General features: G+C 63.5%; 16 protein-coding genes. 9 read left to right on the top strand and 7 right to left on the bottom strand.

Features of this window, described 5'->3' with window-relative positions; all coding sequences use genetic code 11:
• The first annotated feature begins 178 nt into the window (after nucleotides 1-178).
• From ACX93L_RS00760 to ACX93L_RS00745, 4 genes are all read left to right on the top strand, one after another.
• Nucleotides 179-1,993, top strand: coding sequence for a PHA/PHB synthase family protein (locus tag ACX93L_RS00760; RefSeq protein WP_459403073.1), 1,815 nt, complete (start codon nucleotides 179-181; stop codon nucleotides 1,991-1,993).
• A gap of 7 nt (nucleotides 1,994-2,000) precedes the next feature.
• A complete protein-coding gene (locus ACX93L_RS00755) occupies nucleotides 2,001-3,407 on the top strand; it encodes a bifunctional enoyl-CoA hydratase/phosphate acetyltransferase (protein ID WP_459403072.1) in 1,407 nt (468 codons plus the stop codon).
• Complete coding sequence (locus ACX93L_RS00750) at nucleotides 3,404-4,576, top strand: acetate/propionate family kinase (protein ID WP_459403071.1); 1,173 nt, start codon at nucleotides 3,404-3,406, stop codon at nucleotides 4,574-4,576. Before ACX93L_RS00755 ends, ACX93L_RS00750 begins: the two co-directional genes overlap by 4 nt.
• 130 nt (nucleotides 4,577-4,706) lie before the next feature.
• Nucleotides 4,707-5,897 (top strand): alpha-D-ribose 1-methylphosphonate 5-triphosphate diphosphatase, encoded by a 1,191-nt coding sequence (locus tag ACX93L_RS00745; protein WP_459403070.1) that lies wholly within the window; start codon nucleotides 4,707-4,709, stop codon nucleotides 5,895-5,897.
• Between the two features lie 13 nt (nucleotides 5,898-5,910).
• On the opposite strand, the gene ACX93L_RS00740 is transcribed toward ACX93L_RS00745, so the two are convergent.
• From ACX93L_RS00740 to ACX93L_RS00710, 7 genes are all read right to left on the bottom strand, one after another.
• Nucleotides 5,911-6,666, bottom strand: a complete 756-nt coding sequence (locus ACX93L_RS00740) for an ABC transporter ATP-binding protein (protein ID WP_169595106.1) — start codon at nucleotides 6,664-6,666, stop codon at nucleotides 5,911-5,913.
• On the bottom strand, nucleotides 6,663-7,496 hold the full coding sequence (locus ACX93L_RS00735) for an ABC transporter ATP-binding protein (RefSeq protein ID WP_459403069.1): 834 nt from the start codon (nucleotides 7,494-7,496) through the stop codon (nucleotides 6,663-6,665). Before ACX93L_RS00735 ends, ACX93L_RS00740 begins: the two co-directional genes overlap by 4 nt.
• Nucleotides 7,493-8,425, bottom strand: a complete 933-nt coding sequence (locus tag ACX93L_RS00730; RefSeq protein WP_169595104.1) for an ABC transporter permease — start codon at nucleotides 8,423-8,425, stop codon at nucleotides 7,493-7,495. The genes ACX93L_RS00735 and ACX93L_RS00730 overlap by 4 nt, the downstream gene beginning before the upstream one ends.
• On the bottom strand, nucleotides 8,422-9,426 hold the full coding sequence (locus tag ACX93L_RS00725) for an ABC transporter permease (RefSeq protein ID WP_459404114.1): 1,005 nt from the start codon (nucleotides 9,424-9,426) through the stop codon (nucleotides 8,422-8,424). Before ACX93L_RS00725 ends, ACX93L_RS00730 begins: the two co-directional genes overlap by 4 nt.
• Before the next feature lie 68 nt (nucleotides 9,427-9,494).
• On the bottom strand, nucleotides 9,495-11,135 hold the full coding sequence (locus ACX93L_RS00720; protein WP_459403068.1) for an ABC transporter substrate-binding protein: 1,641 nt from the start codon (nucleotides 11,133-11,135) through the stop codon (nucleotides 9,495-9,497).
• 52 nt (nucleotides 11,136-11,187) lie between these two features.
• Nucleotides 11,188-12,240, bottom strand: a complete 1,053-nt coding sequence (locus tag ACX93L_RS00715; protein WP_459403067.1) for a dipeptidase — start codon at nucleotides 12,238-12,240, stop codon at nucleotides 11,188-11,190.
• 140 nt (nucleotides 12,241-12,380) lie between these two features.
• A complete protein-coding gene (locus ACX93L_RS00710; RefSeq protein WP_459403066.1) occupies nucleotides 12,381-13,805 on the bottom strand; it encodes an amidase in 1,425 nt (474 codons plus the stop codon).
• A gap of 447 nt (nucleotides 13,806-14,252) precedes the next feature.
• Here ACX93L_RS00710 and ACX93L_RS00705 point away from each other — a divergent pair, with 447 nt between their 5' ends.
• The 5 genes from ACX93L_RS00705 to ACX93L_RS00685 all read left to right on the top strand — a co-directional run bounded on the left by ACX93L_RS00705 (nucleotide 14,253) and on the right by ACX93L_RS00685 (nucleotide 19,382).
• Complete coding sequence (locus tag ACX93L_RS00705) at nucleotides 14,253-15,350, top strand: ABC transporter ATP-binding protein (protein WP_459403065.1); 1,098 nt, start codon at nucleotides 14,253-14,255, stop codon at nucleotides 15,348-15,350.
• Between the two features lie 4 nt (nucleotides 15,351-15,354).
• Nucleotides 15,355-16,275 carry an ABC transporter permease gene (locus ACX93L_RS00700; protein ID WP_459403064.1) on the top strand — a complete coding sequence of 307 codons (921 nt, stop codon included), beginning with the start codon at nucleotides 15,355-15,357 and terminating at the stop codon, nucleotides 16,273-16,275.
• Nucleotides 16,268-17,077: an ABC transporter permease gene (locus ACX93L_RS00695; protein WP_169595097.1), complete on the top strand. Its 810-nt coding sequence runs from the start codon at nucleotides 16,268-16,270 to the stop codon at nucleotides 17,075-17,077. Before ACX93L_RS00700 ends, ACX93L_RS00695 begins: the two co-directional genes overlap by 8 nt.
• A 17-nt stretch (nucleotides 17,078-17,094) precedes the next feature.
• On the top strand, nucleotides 17,095-18,129 hold the full coding sequence (locus ACX93L_RS00690) for an extracellular solute-binding protein (protein ID WP_459403063.1): 1,035 nt from the start codon (nucleotides 17,095-17,097) through the stop codon (nucleotides 18,127-18,129).
• A 71-nt stretch (nucleotides 18,130-18,200) separates the two neighbouring features.
• The gene (locus ACX93L_RS00685; protein WP_459403062.1) at nucleotides 18,201-19,382 is read left to right on the top strand and encodes a serine hydrolase domain-containing protein; all 1,182 of its coding nucleotides are present in this window, start codon (nucleotides 18,201-18,203) and stop codon (nucleotides 19,380-19,382) included.
• The last annotated feature ends 20 nt before the right edge of the window (nucleotides 19,383-19,402 follow it).

The raw sequence follows: 19,402 nt of genomic DNA, 5'->3' as shown, positions 1-19,402 counted from the left end.
GCGTAAAGGGTGTGACACTGCTTCATTTGACCGCCGCCAGCGAGTAACTATATTGCATCGCAGCAATTCCGGGCGATAACGGATGCCCAAGATGCGCGGATCGTTCGCAAGGCCGTCACACAGACGGGCTAGGCCTTGAAGGGGGCGGAACGCCGCGCCCGATGCTGGAGGTGAAGGCATGTCGACATCGAGCAGGACCCGCAGCGGAGACGCAGCGCTTGCAAACATCGATACGGCGCTCGACGCGCTCGGTTTCGACGACGGCTCCCAGGCTGCCGGCTTCGATGCACTCAATCGGATGAACGAAGCGCTGATCGCCCCCCTGACCGGCGGCATATCGCCCGCCGCCATGGCACTCGCCATCTACGACTGGTCGATCCATCTTGGCATGGCGCCGGGCAAGAGGCTGGAACTCTTGCAGAAGGCGATGCGCAAGGGCAATCGCCTCGCCACCCATCTTGCCGCCGCCGCCCTTGATCCAGAAACCCCGCCCTGCATTGAACCCCTGCCCGGCGACGAGCGTTTCAAGGGCGAGGAATGGCAGCGCTTCCCGTTTAACGTGATGGCCCAGTGCTTCCTGCTGAACCAGCAGTGGTGGCACAATGTCACCAACGACGTGCCGGGTGTGACGCCGCACCATGAGGACGTCATCTCGTTTGCCACCCGCCAGCTACTCGATGTCTTTTCGCCGTCCAACTATCCGCTGACCAATCCGGTGGTGATGAAGCGCGCCGCGGAAACCGGCGGCATGAATTTCTTCGAAGGTTTTCGCAATTTCGTCGAGGACACCAATCGCGAGCTGACCGGGCAGCCGGTCGCCGGAACCGAGGACTTCGTGCCCGGCCGAACGGTCGCAACGACGCCGGGTCGTGTGGTCTACCGCAACCGCCTGATCGAGCTGATCCAGTATGCTCCGGCGACAGATACCGTTCATGCCGAGCCGATCCTGATCGTTCCGGCCTGGATCATGAAATACTACATTCTCGATCTCTCGCCGGAAAACTCGCTGATCCGCTATCTCGTCTCCCAGGGACACACGGTCTTCTGCATTTCCTGGCACAATCCGACCGCAGCCGACCGCGACCTCGGCATGGACGACTATCGCCGCCTCGGCGTGATGGCGGCACTCGACGCGATCAACGCCATCATGCCCGACCGCAAGGTGCATGCGACCGGCTACTGCCTCGGCGGCACGCTGCTGTCGATCGCCGCCGCCGCCATGGCCCGGGCGAAGGACGAGCGCCTTGCCTCGGTCACCCTCTTTGCCGCCCAGACGGACTTCTCCGAACCCGGCGAGCTTGCCCTCTTCATCGACCACAGCCAGCTGCACTTCCTCGAAAGCGTGATGTGGAACCGCGGCTTCTTGTCGGCCGACCAGATGGCCGGCGCCTTCCAGCTGCTACGCTCCAACGACCTCGTCTGGTCACGCATCGTCCACGACTACATGATGGGCGAGCGCAACCCGATGATCGACCTGATGGCCTGGAACGCCGACACGACGCGCATGCCCTTCCGCATGCATTCGGAATATCTCCAGCGCCTCTATCTCGACAACGAGCTCGCCGCCGGCCGCTTCATGGTCGACGAGCATCCGGCGGCGCTGCAGAACATCCGCGTCCCGGTCTTTGCCGTCGGGACCGAGCGCGATCACGTTGCACCCTGGAAGTCCGTCTACAAGATCCACTACCTGACCGACACCGACGTGACCTTCGTCCTGACCAGCGGTGGACATAATGCCGGCATCGTCAGCGAGCCCGGCCATCCGCACCGTCACTACCGGGCGACCACCAAGCGCGCCGTTGACCCTTGCGTCAGTGCCGAGGAATGGCTGGCGGAATCGCCTGTCGCGCAGGGCTCCTGGTGGACCCACTGGTCTCGATGGCTTGCGTCCCATTCGGCAGCGGATAAGGTTGCACCGCCGCCGATGGGCTCGAGCGAAGACGGCTACGCCGCCAAGGAGGCGGCACCCGGCACCTATGTCCACCAGAGATGAGCGACCGATGAACAAGCCACTCCTCACCAACCGCACCTTTGATGAACTCAAGGTCGGCGACAGCGCGACGATCCGGCGCAAGGTCGGGCGCGAGGACATCGAGCTCTTCGCCCGCTCCTCGGGCGACTTCAACCCGGCCCATCTCGATCCCGATTTCGCCGAGAAGGATTTCTTCGGCCACATCGTCGCGCATGGCATGTGGACGGCAGCGATGATCTCCGCCGTACTCGGGACCAAGCTTCCCGGCCCCGGCACCATTTATCTCGGCCAGGAGCTGCGTTTCCAGAAGCCGGTCGCTCCCGGCGACACCATCACCGCTGTCGTCACCGTCACCGAGAAGCGCGCGGACAAGCGTATCGTCGTCTTCGACACCCGCTGCACCAATCAGGATGGCGAGGACGTGCTGAGCGGTCAGGCGACCGTGATCGCCCCTTACGAACGCGTCGAGTGGCCGCAGGTTACTCTTCCCGCGCTGGCCGCCCAGCATCACGATCGCTTCGACGACATCGTCGCCGAAGCCCGCTCCCTTCCCCTGCTGAAGACGGCGCTGGTCCATCCCTGCTCGCCCGAAGCGATCCAGGCGGCGGTCGAGATCCGCGAGGAGAACCTGCTCGACCCGGTCCTCATCGGCCCCAAGGCGAAAATCCGCGCCGCCGCTGACAAGGCGGGCGTTGCCTTGGATGGGTTCGAGATCGTATCGGTGGAACACAGCCACGCGGCCGCCGAGAAGGCCGTCGAGCTTGCGGTCGCCGGCAAAGTCGCGACCATCATGAAGGGCAGCCTGCACACCGACGAACTGCTCGGCGCCGTCGTCGCCCCGGGTTCGGGGCTCAAGACCGAACGGCGCATCAGCCATGTCTACGTGATGGACGTCCCGGCCTATGACAAGTTGCTGGTGGTGACCGATGCCGCGATCAACATCGCTCCGAGCCTCGATCACAAGCGGGACATCTGCCAGAACGCCATCGACCTCATGCAACTGCTCGGCAACACCAATCCGAAGGTCGCCGTGCTCGCTGCCGTCGAGACGGTGAACGACAAGATGCAGGCGACGCTCGACGCCGCGGCACTGACCGTCATGGCCTCCCGCGGCCAGATCACCGGCGGCAGCGTCGACGGGCCGCTCGCCTTCGACAATGCGATCAGCCCCGAGGCGGCCCGGACCAAGGGCATCGTCTCGCCCGTCGCCGGGATCGCCGACATCCTGCTCGTTCCCGACCTCGAGGCCGGCAACATGCTCGCCAAGCAGCTGCTCTATTTCGGCGGTGCCGATGCAGCGGGGCTGGTGCTCGGCGCCCGCGTGCCGATCATCCTGACGAGCCGCGCCGACAGCCTGAAGGTGCGCATCGCATCTGCGGCCCTGGCCAAGCTCGTGGCGACCCGACGCGCCGCACAGAGGCTGCCGGCCCGATGACGGACAAATTGCTGCTCACCTTCAATGCCGGATCCTCGACGGTGAAGATCGGCCTCTTCGTCCGCGAGGGCGAAAAGGCCCGCCGCATCGGCAAGGGCATGATCGATTTCCGCCATACGCCCCTGACCTTCCATCTGGTTGAAGGACCGGAAGTCTTCGACGTACCGCTGGTAGCCGAGGGCGGCGACGTCCTTCATGAAGTCCTCGACGAAACCTTCGGCTGGCTCGCCAATCATTTCGACATTGACGCCGTAACGGCCGTTGGCCACCGCGTCGTCCATGGTGGCGACGTTTTTTCCGGCCCCGTCTTGATCGATGAAACGGCGATCGGCCGGATTTCGGCGCTCACCCCGCTTGCCCCGCTCCACCAGCCGCAGAACCTCCGGCTGATCGAGGCGATCCGCCACCTGAAACCGCATCTGCCGCAGACCGCCTCCTTCGACACCGCCTTCCATCGCACCCAGTCCCCGACAGTGCAGCGCTTCGCAATCCCGCGCAGCTATTTCGATGAGGGCATCAAGCGCTACGGCTTCCACGGCCTCTCCTACAAATACATCGCAGGCGCCCTCGCGAAGATCCGCCCCGAGCTCGCTGGTGCCCGCACGGTGATTGCCCATCTCGGCAGCGGCGCCAGCGTCTGCGCCATCCGCGACGGCGTGAGCCGCGACAGCTCCATGGGGTTCTCGACCATCGACGGCATCCCGATGGCGACACGCTCCGGCGCTCTCGATCCCGGCGTGATCTTTCACCTGATGGGCGGCCTCGGCCTTTCACGCGAAGCCGTGGAGGATATCGTCTACCACAAGTCCGGCCTGATCGGCCTATCCGGCATCAGCGCCGACAGCCGAATCCTGCTCGAAAGCGAGGCAAAGGAAGCCGCCGAGGCGATCGACGTCTTCACCTTCCGCATTGCCGGCGAGATCGCCCGCCTTTCGGCGACCATCGGCGGCCTCGACGCCCTCGTCTTCACCGCCGGCATCGGCGAGCATCAGCCGGCGATCCGGCGCGCGGTCTGCGAACGCCTGGCCTATCTCGGCGTAGCGCTGGAAGAGCGTGAGAACCTGGCGAATGCTCAGATCGTCTCCCCTGCAGGCGCGGGCGTCTCCGTCCTGGTGATCGAGACCGACGAGGAACAGGTCATCGCCGACGAGGCGCTGACCGTTCTCTAGACGTCGCGCCGCAACAAGCCGGAAACCGACATAGAACAGTCATACGCCATCGCTATGCACACTCGCATGCAAGGGCGCGATCTGAGTCTTCTTCGCCGCCCTCTCCCGCCCCTGCCGACGAGGATGTCCGATGCTGGTCGAGACCTTTCAGAATGGCGAACCGCGCCAAGGCGCCGATGCCGAACCCTTCGTGATAACCAATGCGAAGATCGTACTCGCCGACAAGATCTTCGAAGGCTCGATCGTGATCGAGGATGGCCGGATCGCCGCGCTGGAACCGGGCCGCACCGGTTCCTCCGCGATCGATCTCGGCGGCGACTACCTCCTGCCGGGCCTCGTCGACATTCACACCGACCATTTCGAAAAGCACGTCTTCCCACGACCGCATGTGCGCTGGGACTATATGCGGGCAGCACTTTCTCACGATGCCCAGATCATCGGTGGCGGTGTCACCACAGTCTTCGACAGCCTCTGCGTCGGGGTCTCTTCCGAAGAAAGCGAGCGCGCCGAAATCCTCGGCCCCATGATCGACGTGCTGGAACGCGCCCAGGCCGGCGGCATGCTGCGTGCCGAGCACTTCGTGCATCTGAGATGCGAAGTCGTCGACCCGCGCACGCCTGAACTCACCGCAGCCAATATCGACCGGCCGCTGGTCCGCGTCGTCTCGGTGATGGAGCATCTGCCGGGGATCCGCCAGAGCCGCGACATCGACCAGTATGTCAATCGCCTGCAGAAGGCCGGCGGTGAAAGCGAAACGATCATCCGCGACCGCATCGCCCGGATGGTCGACGAAAAATCCGACATCGGCCGGACCGTGCGTCCGGAGATCGTGGCACTTGCCCGCTCCCGCGGCCTGCCTTTGCTTAGCCATGACGACACGGACGTCGAACACGTCGATCTCGCCGCCGACGAAGGTGTGGCGATTTCCGAGTTCCCCTGCACGCTGGAGGCGGCACGCGAGGCACGCGCTCGGGCCATGCTGATCGTCGGAGGCGCTCCCAACATCGTCCGAGGCGGCTCACAATCCGGCAACGTCGCCGTTCGCGAACTGCTCGAGGAGCGGCTGGTCGACATCCTCGCCTCTGACTACGTGCCCCGCTCTATGCTCGACGCCGCCTTCCTGATCGCAGGGGATGAGGCACTCGACTACGACCTGCCGGCCGCGATCCGTCTGGTCACGAAGGCCCCCGCCGAAGCTGCGGGCCTCCCCGACCGTGGCGAAATCACCCAGGGCAGGCGCGCCGACCTGATACGGGTTGGCACGCATGAGGGTCACCCCTTCCTGAAGGCCGTCTGGCGGCAGGGCCGCAGGGTCGCTTGAGACCCTGCGGACGTCAGGCCTCGCGGCGAAAACCTTCGCTCGCCCGCAGCAACTCGCGCGTATAGTCCATCGAGAACTCGCGCGAGCGCAACTGACCGACGTCGAGCGCCTCGACCACCTTGCCCTTGCGCATCACGGCGAGCCGTTCGCACATATGGCTGATGACCGCCAGGTCGTGGCTGACCATGGCAAAGGTCAGTCCGCGATCCTTGCGCGCCTGTTCGAGCAGGTTGAGGATTTCCGCCTGGATCGAGGCGTCGAGCGCCGAGGTCGGCTCATCGAGCAGCAGCACCTTCGGCTCGACGATCAGCGCACGCGCGATCGCGATGCGCTGGCGCTGTCCGCCGGAAAGCTGGTGCGAGAAGCGGAACCGGAACCCGGAACCCAACCCGACTTCATCAAGCGCCCGGGCAATGCGTGCCTCGGTGTCTGTAAAGCCGTGGATCGCCAAAGGCTCCAGAAGCAGCCGGTCGACGGTCTGGCGGGGATGCAGCGAACCATAGGGATCCTGGAACACCATCTGGACTGTACGGTAGAATTCCTGGTCGCGCTTGCGTCCGCCATAGCTGCGGCCGTTGACCGTCAGGCTGCCGCTGTCGAAGCGGTTGAGGCCGGCGACGGCGCGCAGCAGGGTCGACTTGCCCGAACCGCTTTCGCCGACGATCCCAAAGGACTCGCCGGTCGCGATATCGAGGCTGACCTCGTCCAGCGCGCGGAAACCGTTGAACGTGACGAGCATGTCGCGGATGGAGAGTGCAGGTCCGGTCATAGTTTCCACTCCGCCTGGCGTTCGAGGACCGGCAACGGGTGACGGTCACCGTTGATCTGCGGCAGGCAGTTCAGCAAGCCCCGCGTATAGGGATGCTTCGCCTCGGAAAGGCGCGAAGCCGGCAGCTCCTCGACCACCTTGCCGGCATACATCACGAGGACCCGGTCGCAGAAGGACGAGACGAGCCTCAGGTCATGGCTGATGAAGATCAGTCCCATGCCGCGCTCGGAGACCAGCTTGTCGAGGATGCCCAGCACCTCGAGCTGAACGGTCACGTCGAGCGCCGAGGTCGGCTCGTCGGCGATCAGTAGTTCCGGCCCGCAGACCAGCATCATGGCGATCATGATGCGCTGGCCCATGCCGCCCGAGACTTCGTGTGGGTAAAGGTTGAACACGCGCTCCGGATCGTTGATCTGCACGGCTTCCAGCATGGCGAGCGCCCGCGCCCGGGTCTCGGCACCGGAGAGACGCTCATGCGTCTGCAGCGTTTCCATGATCTGTCGCCCGATCGGCATGACCGGGTTCAGCGAGTATTTCGGATCCTGCAGGATCATGGCGATCTTCTTGCCACGCAGCGCCCGGCGTTCCCGGTTGGAGATCGACAAGAGGTCGGTGTCGCCGAAGGCAAGCCGGTCCGCGCTGATCTTCGCATGTCCGGGCGTCAGCCCCATGATGGCACGGCCGGTCTGCGACTTGCCCGAGCCGCTCTCCCCGACGATGCCAAGGCGTTCACGCCCAAGCGTGAAGTTGACCCCACGCACGGCCTCGATGAGGCCGGTGCGGGTCGGGAAACTGACCCTGAGGTTTTCGACGGTCAGAAGCGGCGTCATTGGCCCGCCTCCTTCGGATCGAGCGCATCACGCAGGCCGTCACCGAGCAGGTTGAAACCGAGCGAGACGATCAGGATGGCAAAGCCCGGCATCGCGGCGACCCACCACTGGTCGAGGATGAAGCGGCGACCCGATGCGATCATCGCGCCCCATTCCGGCAGCGGCGGCTGCGCGCCGAGGCCGAGGAAGCCGAGACCCGCCGCCGTCAGGATGATGCCGGCCATGTCGAGCGTGACGCGCACGATCAGCGACGACATGCACAGCGGCATGATGTGGAAGATGATGATGCGGATGGGCGATGCCCCCATCAGCTTCACGGCCGCGATGAAATCCGAGTTGCGGAAGGTCAGCGTCTCGGCGCGGGCAATGCGCGCATAGGGCGGCCACGAGGTGATGGCGATGGCAAGCACCGCATTCTCGATCCCCGGTCCGAGCGCCGCGACCAGCGCCAGCGCCAGAACCAGTTTCGGGAAGGCGAGGAAGATGTCGGTGACGCGCATCAGCACGGCATCGACCCAGCCGCCTGCATAACCCGACACCGTGCCGACGATAAGGCCGATCGGCGCGGCGATGATTGCCACGAGGAAGATGACGAAGAGGGTCAGGCGGGATCCGTAGATCAGGCGCGAGAGGATGTCGCGTCCCTGGTCGTCGGTGCCGAGCAGATACCCCTCGGAACCGGGCGGCAGGAGCCGTGCGGCGCGCAGGTCCCCCTGGATCGGCGAATGCGGCGCGAGCACGTCGGCAAAGGCCGCGACGAAGATCAGGCCGAGGATGATCAGCAGGCCGAGTACGGCGAGGCGATTTTCCGAAAAACGCCGCCAGATGATGTAGAGCCGTCCGAGGCGGGCCTGCCGGCGCGATTGCGGTCGGTCGGAGAGCAGCCAGTCGCGCAGGCTTTGGGTGGATTGCATGGGGGTGTCGCTCATCGGCTGCGCGTCCTCGGGTCGAGGGTCCGGTAAAGGATGTCCGAGAAAAGATTGATGCCGATGAACACGGCACCGATCACCATGGTACCGCCGAGCACGGCATTCATGTCGGCATTCTGCAGCGAATTGGTGATGTAGAGGCCGAGCCCCGGCCAGGAGAAGATCGTCTCGGTGAGTACCGAGCCTTCGAGCAGGCCGGCATAGGAAAGCGCGATCACCGTGATCAGCGGCACGGCCGCGTTACGCAGAGCGTGGAACCAGATGATGCGGGTCTCCGACAGGCCCTTGGCGCGCGCCGCGACGATATATTCCTGCGACAGCTCGTTCAGCATGAAGGAGCGTGTCATTCGGCTGATATAGGCGAGCGAGAAATAGCCGAGCAGCGCGCCGGGCAGGATGATGTGGCGGAACAGGTCCCAGAGCACGTCCCACTGCCTCTGCCAGGCAGCATCGAGCAGGAAGAAGCCGGTGACCGGCGTGAACGAATACTCGTAGACGATGTCGACACGGCCGGGATAGGCGACCCAGTTGAGCTTCGCATAGAAGAACACCAGTGCCAGAAGCCCGAGCCAGAAGATCGGCACCGAATAACCGACGAGCCCGATGATGCGGACAATCTGGTCGGCGAAGGAGCCGCGCTTGACGGCGGCCAGAACGCCAAGGGGAACACCCAGGAACGCGCCGATCAGCGTGCCGACGGTGGCAAGCTCGATCGTCGCGGGGAAGACGCGGCGAATATCGGTCATCACCGGATTGGTGGTGAGCACGGACGTGCCGAAATCGCCGGAAAGCGCCTGTCGGACATAGATGATGAACTGCTGGTAGAGCGGCAGGTTGAGGCCGAGCTCCTCACGCACGCGCTCGACGACATGCGCCGGAGCGCGGTCGCCGACGATGGCGAGCGCCGGATCGATCGGCACGACCCGGCCGATGAAAAAGGTGACGGCGAGCAGGCCGAGATAGGTCGTCACCACGGTTACCAGGAACCGCAGCAACGACATCGCGAAGGCCGAGGCGCCGGCGCCGGAGCGCCGCGCCTCGGTTTTTGTCTCCAAGGTGGCCAAGGGCCTTAGTCCTTGGAAATCGTGTAGACGAAGTTGGTATCGAAGCTCGGGCCGAGCTTGAAGCCCTTGAGCTTGTTCGAGTAACCGGCGACTTCGATCTGCTGGAACAGCATGACGAACGGACCGGTTGCCAGAACCTGCTTCTGCAGGTCTTCATAGATCGCGGCGCGCTTGGCGGAGTCCTTCTCCAGAAGGGCAGCCTGGGTCTTGGCCGTCAGGTCCTTCGGGTCCCAGGCATTGCGCCATGCGAGCGTCTTGTTCTTGCCTTCATCCGAATTGTCGGCGTTGAAGGTGAAGGTCTCGGCGTTCGAGTTCGGGTCGAAATAGTCCGAGCCCCACTGACCGATATAGATGTCATGCTGGCGCGCGCGGTACTTGGTCAGCGTCTGCTTGCCGTCACCCGGGATGATTTCCAGCTTGATGCCGGCCTGGGCGAGCGTCTGCTGCACGTTTTCGGCAATGCCGGTGACCGGCTGCGTGTTGCGCACGTCCATGGTGACGGTGAAGCCGTCGGCGAGACCTGCCTTGGCGAGCAGTTCCTTGGCCTTGGCAACGTCGAGCTTGTAGGGCTTGTCTTCGAGCGCGCCGAGCTGGCCGGCCGGCAGGAAGGTCTGGTGGACGGTGCCTATGCCCTTGATCAGGGTTTCGCCGATCGCGTCATAGTCGACGAGATACTTGAAGGCTTCGACGACTTCGGGCTTCGCCAGCTTCTCGTTCTTCTGGTTGAGGCTGAAGTAGTAGAGCGTACCCTTGGGAGCCGACGTGGTCGCCATGCCTTCCTTCTTGGAAACGGCATCAACGTCACCGGGCTCGAGGTTGCGGGCCACGTCGATATCGCCGTTTTCGAGAGCGAGACGCTGGCCGGCGCTTTCCTTCATGTGGCGGTAGATGACGCGGGCGAGCTTGGCCTTTTCGCCGAAGTAGCTGTCGTTGCGCTCGAGGACGACCACTTCGTTGGCGCGCCATTCGCGGATCTTGAACGGACCGGAGCCGGCATAGCCGGTCTTCAGGAACTCGTTGCCGAAGTCGGTGTCGTACTTGTACTCGTCACTCGGGGTGACCGGCTTGGCGTTCTCGCTGACGACCTTCTTGTCGACGACCGAAGCGACCGTCGAGGTCAGCACGTTGAGCACGAAGCTCGGTGCATAGGACTTGTCGACGGTCAACACGAAGGTCGAGGCATCGGCTGCCTTCGCCTTTTCGGTGACGTTGTCGCCGGTGAGGCCGAACTGGGTCAGCAGGAAGGCCGGCGACTTGTCGAGCTTGACGGCGCGCTCGAACGAATAGGCGACGTCATCGGCGGTGATAGGATTGCCCGAAGCGAACGTCAGGCCGGGCTTCAGCTTGAAGGTATAGGTCAGGCCGTCGTCGGAAATGGTCCAGCTTTCGGCGAGTTCGCCGACGACCTTCGACGTGTCGTTCATGTCGAGGTTGACGAGCTTGCTGTAGGTATTGGCGGTGATTTCCGCAGTCGAGAGCTCGAAGGCTTCGCCCGGATCGAGCGTGATGATGTCGTCGAAGGCGAAGCCCTCGACCAGCGTGTCGGCCGGCGTGACGGCAAACGCCTGCGGTGCTGCGGCCAGCAGAAGGGCCATGGCCGCGCTCGACGTCAGCAGGCGCATCTTTTTGTTCAATGAATGCATCATATTATCGTTCCCCTGTTTCAAACTAGGTTGGTTTTTTCGGACGTCAGCCGGCTTATTCGTGCCAGGCGGAAGCCAGAACGCGGAGCCAGTTTTCCCGGCATATTTTAGCAAGATCCTGATCAACGTATCCGGCTGATTTCAGGGCCGCAACCAGTTTCTGGTTGCCGCCCGCGTCGGCGATTTCGGCCGGAACGGTCGCACCGTCGAAGTCCGATCCGAGCGCCACGCAGTCGATCCCCATGCGCTCGACGAGATGGTCGACGTGCCGGATCATGTCGGAAAGCGGCGTCTCGGCATCGTCGCGCGCGTCGTCGCGCAGCATGGTCACGGCATAGTTCAGTCCAACGAGGCCCTTGCTCTCCTTGATCGCGTCGAGCTGCCGGTCCGTCAGGTTGCGGGCAACCGGCGTCAGGGCATGGGCGTTGGAATGGCTGGCGATCAGCGGCTGGTCGGACGTCTTAGCCACGTCCCAGAAGCCCTTTTCCGTAATGTGTGAGAGATCGACCAGGATGCCCATGCGATTGCAGGCCCTGATCAGCTCGAAGCCGGCATCGGTAAGGCCCGGCCCCGTGTCCGGCGACATCGGATAGGCGAAAGGCACGCCATGGCCGAAGATGTTGTTGCGGCTCCACACAGGTCCGAGCGACCTCAGCCCGGCGGCGTAAAACACTTCAAGTGCATTGAGATCGGCATCGATCGCCTCGCAGCCCTCGATGTGCATGACCGCAGCGAAGATACCGTCGGAAAACGCCTTGCGGATGTCAGTCGTCGAACGGCACAGGCGCCAGGCGCCGGCCTTGTCGAGCTTGAGCGCGATTGAGGCCATCTCCATCGCCGTGTCAAGCGACGGCTGACGTTCGAGCGGACCGGCGAGCGGTGTCGCATAATGCCCCTTGTCGTCCGGCTCCTCGAGCACGAATTCGCCCGGCGACGGGATGTAGATGGCACAGAGACCACCGGCGAGACCGCCGGCCTTGGCACGCGGCCCGTCGATATGCCCCTCGGTCGTTCCGCCCTGGAATTCCTTGACCGGATCGCTTCCGTTCTTGCGTCCATTCCACAAACGGAGAAGAACGTCATTGTGACCGTCGAACATCAATTCCATGAAACACACCTGCGCAAATATGCTGATATATTAACGTAGGACCAAATCCTTGGCGTGTTCAAGTCAAATAAAATCTTTCCAACAGGCGCCGCAAAAAGTCCCGAAAACGACCTTCTCGCCGAGGCAAGGCGCGCCCGCGCTCAGTCCAGCGCCGGCATTTGCGACAGAAAATCCGTCGCTCGTTCATAGGCATAGGCAATGTCGAGCACCTTCTCGTCGGCGCGCGGCGCGCCGATGATCTGGATTCCGGCCGGCAGTCCGCCGGGCCCGAACCCTGCCGGCATCGCCGCCACCGGCAAGCCCGCCATGCTCGGGCCGATCACGACCTCCATCCAGCGATGATAGGTATCCATATGACGCCCGGCGATGTCGCGCGGCCACGGGATTTCCGCGTCGAAGGGGAAGACCTGGGCCGTCGGAAGCAGGAGAGCGTCGAACCGCTCGAACAGCCTCAGCATCTCTTTATACCAGGCGGTGCGAATGGCAGAGGCTCTGTAGACGTCGTCGGCGCTGACCTTCAGACCGTGACGGATCTCGAAGTGGATCTCCGGCTTCAGGAGCGCCCGATCCGCCGGGTTCTCGAAATGATCGCGCAGGCTCCCCGCAGTGAAGAAGCCACGCAGCGTCGTCCATGCCCACCAGAGGCTCGCCATGTCGAAATCCGGCAACACGTCGGTGACCGCGCAGCCCATCCGCTCGAACACCGGAAGCGATGTGCGGCAGGTCTGCATCACCCCGGGTTCGAAAGTCAGGTACCCGCCGTAGTCCCCGAGCCAGCCGACCTTCAGCCCGCGGGGATCGAAACGTTCCGAAAGCACCACGGGTGCCGTCTCGATCGACATCGGATCGCGCCGATCGAAACCGGATTGGGTGTTGAGCAGGGCGACCACATCCGGAACCGTGCGCCCCATCGGCCCCAGCGTTGCCAGCTGGTTGAGATAGGCATCCTTGCCCGGCAGCGCCGGCACCCGCCCGAAGCTCGGGCGGAAACCGACGACATTGTTGAACGCCGCCGGATTGCGCAGCGAACCCATCATGTCCGACCCGTCGGCGACCGGCACCAGGCGAGCCGCCAGCGCAGCCGCCGCGCCGCCGCTCGATCCGCCCGCGCTGCGGCTCGTGTCATAGGGATTGCGCGTCACGCCGAACACGGGATTGTAGGAATGCGAGCCGAAACCCCATTCCGGCGTGTTGGTCTTGCCGATGAAGATCGCCCCCGCCGCCCGCATCCGCTCGACCTGGATGTCGTCGAAATCCGGCACGAAGTCGGCATGGAGCGGCGAACCATAAGTACAGCGCAGGCCCTTGACCTCGCTCAGATCCTTGACCGCGACCGGCAGGCCGTGCAGCCAGCCCGACCGTCGGCCCGCCGCCAGTTCCCTGTCACGATCGCGCGCTTCGCTAAGAAGCTCGTCCGGGTCCCGCAGACTGACAAGGGCATTGAGCCGCGGATTGTGGCGTTCGATCCTGGCGAGGTAAGCGCCCATGACCTCCTCGCAACTCAGCTCCCCTCTCGCAATCGCCGCGGAAAGCGCGACGACGGACATCATGGTCGGATCAGCCATTGGAAACCTCGCATCGGACGGGAACGGATCGTACGGAGCATCAATCCGCCGCCAGCCATCTCAATGCCTGCCGCAGGCGGCGTCAAGGCGTTCCAAGGGCTCCGACACGGGTTCGGGCGACACCTGCAGGAAAAGCGTGAGGATGCCTGAAATAAAAATGGTCAAACGACCAATTTTGAGGCAACATGCCAAAATCCTGCCCTCGGGCTGGATCGGACTGGAGGGTCCGGAAGGAGAAGCGGCACCGCCGATCGCGTGGATTAAGATCGCGAACGACAGGAAATGCCGCTGGGAACGGGAATGAACGGGAGGATCAGGTCATCTTGCAGCGCGTGGCACACTTATTGCGTCGTTCGTAACCGGTGAACGGAGCCGTTCCGCTCTCTTGTCGGAACCCGCCGGAAGTGAAACAGTGACGGAAATTCCATTAGAAGTTGGGGATATTTCTTGAGTTCGACATCGAAGAAGGCCGCGATTGAAATCCGGGACGTCAGTCGCGTCTACGGTTACGGCAACGCCCAGGTGACCGCATTGGACTCGGTCTTCCTGACCATCCGGGAAAACGAATTTTTCACGCTGCTCGGACCTTCCGGCTGCGGCAAGACCACCCTCCTCCGGCTGATCGCCGGCTTCGACTTCCCGACCAAGGGCGAGATTCTGCTCAACGGCGAGGACATCGCACCGCTGCCGCCGTTCAAGCGCCCGGTCAACACTGTCTTCCAGTCCTATGCGCTCTTCCCGCACATGACGGTGGCGGAGAACATCGGCTTCGGTCTGAAGATGCTCGGCCGGCCCGCAGCGGAAATCAAGGCGCGCGTCGACGAGATGCTCGCCCTCGTGCACATGGAGCGGATGAAGGACCGGCAGGTCAGCCAGATCTCCGGCGGCCAGCAGCAGCGCGTCGCACTGGCCCGTGCGCTCGCCCCCAAGCCGAAGGTCCTCCTGCTCGATGAACCGCTTTCGGCGCTCGACTACAAGCTCCGCAAGGAAATGCAGATCGAACTGAAACGCGTACAGGCCGAAACCGGGATCACCTTCATCTTCGTCACCCACGACCAGGAAGAGGCGCTGACCATGTCGGACCGCATCGCGGTCATGTCGAACGGCGAGGTCCGCCAAGTCGGATCCGCACACGAGATCTACGAGCGCCCGGCCGATCGCTTCGTCGCCGACTTTATCGGTGAATCGAATTTCCTGGCCGGCGAGATCGTCGAACTCAAGGAAGAGACCGGCACCGTGCGGCTCGCCTCCGGTTCGGTCATCGATGCCTCGCTGCCCGGCGAAGGCTCGCCGTCCGGCAAGGTCACGGTCGTCATCCGGCCGGAACATGCGTCCCTCGGCGATCCCGGCACCGGCAGCTTCGACGGTGAACTGGTGGATGCCATCTACTTCGGCACGGACACCCATTTCCATGTCCGGCTCGACAACGGCGAGACCTTCGTCGTGCGCGAGCAGAACATGCGACAGGGCACGGTACCGCACGACAAGGGCTCGCGCGTCGCGGTTCGCCTCGGGCTGCGGGCAGCCCAGATCCTGAGGGACTGACGGTATGAGCACCGCAGCCGAAGCCGCTGCAGCGGCAAAACGCAAGGACATCGTCAATCGCTGGCTGCTGAGCACGCCGGCCCTGGCCCTGATCGCCATCGCCGGCGTCGGCCCCCTCCTCATCGTCCTGGTCTATTCCTTTCTCGCTCCCGGCAACTACGGCGACGTGAAATGGGAATTCTCGACGGAAGCCTGGTTCAAAGTTTTCCTCGAGCGCGACATCTTCGACAACACACTGTCGCTCGCCGACGCCCATGTCAGCATCCTCTGGCGCTCGATCAAGCTGGCAATCGCCACCACGATTCTGTCGCTGGTGCTGGGTTTCCCGACGGCCTACTTCATTGCCAGCCGCCCGGCCCATCTGCGCCAGGTCTGGCTCTTCCTGATCACCATTCCGTTCTGGACCAACATGCTGATCCGCGGCTTCGCGATCCAGGAAATGATCCGCAACGAAGGCCTGGTGAACACCCTCCTGATGAAGCTCGGCATCATTTCCGCACCGATCCAGATGCTCTACACCGACTTCGCCATCCTGCTCGGCATGGCCTATGTGCATCTGCCGCTGATGGTGCTGCCGCTCTATGCCAGCATGGAAAAGCTCGACTTCCGTCTCGTCGAGGCGGGCTACGACCTCTATGCGACCCGTTTCCAAGTGCTGCGCCGGATCATCATCCCGCTCGTCAAGCCCGGCATCATCGCCGGCTCGATTCTGGTCTTCATCCCGGCGCTGTCGTCCTACGTCATTCCGCGCATCCTCGGTGGCGGCAAGAACCTGATGATCGGCAACCTCATCGAGCTTCAGTTCGGCCAGGGCCGCAACTGGCCGCTCGGCGCCTCGCTTTCCATCACCCTCGTCATCATCGTTCTGGCAGCCATGCTCTACTACGTGAAGAACGCCGGAAAGACGGGAGGCGGCCATGCATAAGCGTTTCGACGTCCGCGTCCAGCCGGGCTTTGCCACCATCGCGATGATCTGCTTCGCGATCCTCTACGTGCCGATCTTCACACTGGTCGTTTTTGCCTTCAACTCGGGCACCTCGATCGCCAAGTGGGAAGGCTTTTCGCTGCGCTGGTTCGCGGCGGCCTGGAACAACAGCCAGGTGATCGAATCCTCGATCCGCTCGGTCGAGATCGCCGGCATCGCCGCGATCGTCGCGACGGCCGCCGCCACGCTTGCGGCGATCGCCACGACCCGGACCGCGCCCTATCGCGGCCTGACCTTCAAGTATTCCTTCATCAACATGCCGCTGATGGTGCCGGAAATCGTCACCGCGGTCGCCCTGCTGATCTTCTTCTCGCGCATCAAGGTCTGGAGCGGTTATTCCGGCCTCGGCTACCTGATCATGGCCCATACGGCCTTCTGCATTCCCTTTGCCTATCTGCCGATCCGTGCCCGTCTCGAAAGCATGGATCTCGCCCTCGAACGGGCTGCAGCCGATCTCTACGCGACCCCGTTCAAGGTCTTCCGTTATGTCACCCTGCCGCTTCTCTGGCCCGGCATCCTCGCCGGTGTGATGCTGGCTTTCGTCATCTCGCTGGATGACGTGGTGATCACCGAATTCGTGAAATCCGGCGGTCAGGACACCCTCCCGACCTACATGCTGGGCCAGTTGCGCCGGTCCATCACGCCGGAAATGAATGCCATCTCGACAGTGTTTCTGCTGCTGTCGCTGGCGGTTGTCACGATCTTCTTCTTCCTCAGCAGACCCAATCAAAAAACCGAGTAAACACAGGAGTGGGAACCATGAAGCATACCCTGAAGCTCGCCGCCAGCCTGGTGGCCCTGATGGCCTCCGCGGCGATCGCCCATGCGGAAGGCGAACTCAACATCTACAACTGGGGCAACTACACCAACCCCGACCTCATCAAGAAGTTCGAGGAGACCTACAAGGTCAAGGTGACGCTCACCGACTACGACAGCAACGACACCGCGCTTGCCAAGATCCGCCAGGGCGGCCACGGCTTCGACATCGTCGTTCCGTCGGCCAGCGCCATGCCGATCTTCATCGGCGAAGGCCTGCTGCTCGAATCCCGTCCGGACCAGCTGGAAAACTTCAAGAATGTCGATCCGCAGTGGGTTGACGTACCGTTCGATCCGGGCCGCCACTACTCGATTCCGTGGCAGTGGGGCACAACCGGCATCGCCGTCGACAAGTCCGTCTACTCCGGCGACCCGAACACCTCCGCCATCTTCCTCGACCCGCCGCCGGAACTGGTCGGCAAGGTCAACGTCGTTCCGGAAATGTCGGACGTCATGCACATGGTCGTCACCTATGCCGGCGGCGAGCCCTGCACCGGCGACCTGACCGTCCTGAAAAAGGCCCGCGATCTGCTGGTCGCCGCCAAGCCGAAGTGGATCTCGATGGACTACGGCACGGTCGAGAAGTACACCAAGGGCGACCTCGCCGCTTCGGTCGACTGGAACGGCGCAACCTTCCGCGGCCGTCTCGCCAACCCGAACATCGTCTACGGCTATCCGAAGGAAGGCTACCCGATCTGGATGGACAACGCCTCCATCCTGAAGGACGCCAAGAACGTCGAAAACGCCAAGCTGTTCCTCAACTTCATCATGGACCCGGAAAACGCCGCCATGCTCTCTGCCTTCGCTCGCTATGCGAACGGCATCAAGGGCTCGGAAGCCTTCATGCCGGAAGACATGAAGACCGCTCCGGAAGTCAACATTCCGGAATCGGCCAAGGCCGCCGGCAAGTTCAACCTCGCCTGCAAGCCGGAAGTCCAGGAACTCTACACCAAGATCTGGACCGAAGTTCAGAAGTAACCTGGCCCATATCGATACCTGCATGAAGACGGGGGAGCCTCGCGGCTCTCCCGTTTACGGGAACACGCTCCATGACCACCGAATTCAAGACGACCCACGGCTTCGAACGCCGCGACGTGACGATCGCCAACTGGCGCACCGCCCCGTTCAGCCGGTGGAGCTTCCAGAACCTGCGCGAGATGGTGCCGACCACCGAGATCCGCGCCGCTGCCGAAACGCCTGAGGTGGCACTCTCATCTTCTCCGTTGCTCGACCTGCCGCTCGAGACCGGGCTTGCCGGCACGACCAATGCCCGCGCCTTCCTCGACCACGCCCATACCGACGCCTTCGTGCTCATGAAGGGCGGCCGGATCGTCGCCGAACACTATGCGCCGCACGCCGACATCAACGCCCGCCACATCGTCTTTTCCGTCAGCAAGTCGCTGACCGCCCTCGTCTCAGCCGTCCTTGAAGAACAGGGCATCGTCGATCCGGACTGCCCGGTCGTCGATCTGGTTCCCGAAGCGAAGGGCTCCGCCTATGGAGACTGCACCTATCGCGACGTGCTCGACATGCGCGTCAGCCTCGACTTCGACGAGGCCTACCTCAACAAGGACGGCGCCTTTGCCCGCTATCGTCGCTCGACGCTCTGGAACCCATCCGAGCCTGGCGCTCCCGTCGAGACGCTCACCGAATTCCTGATGACATTGCAGAAGGCGGACCGCCCGCATGGCGGCCCCTTCTACTACGCATCCCCCAACTCAGACCTGCTCGGCATCCTGATCGAACGGGCGAGCGGCCGGCGCTATGCCGACCTGTTCTCGGATCTGCTGTGGAAGCCGCTCGGCGCGAAGAACCACGCCCTTGTCAGTGTCGACGGTGCCGGAACCGCCCGCTCGGCCGGCGGCGTCTGCGTGACGGCCCGCGATCTCGCCCGCGTCGGCCAGATGCTGCTCGACGGCGGCCGCGCGGAGGGCCGTCAGGTCGTCTCTTCGGCCTGGGTCGAGGACATGAAGACCGCCGGCGATCCGAAAGCCTGGGCCGCGAGCCAACCGACCATGCTGCCGAACGGCCGCTATCGCAGCAAGTGGTATCAGACCGGTGAAGCAGACGGCGCCTTCTGCGCCATCGGCATTCACGGCCAGTGGCTCTACGTCGATCCCTCGACCGAAACTGTCATCGTCAAGCTCTCGTCTCAGCCCAATCCGCTCGACGACGAACTCAAGCAGGACAATTTCGCTTTCTTCCGCGCTCTCAGCCGCATCAGCGCCTGACCGCCAGCCCCTCATCCATC

Source organism: Rhizobium sp. CAU 1783, from assembly GCF_054551725.1.
This window is presented reverse-complemented; position numbering and strand designations above follow the sequence as displayed.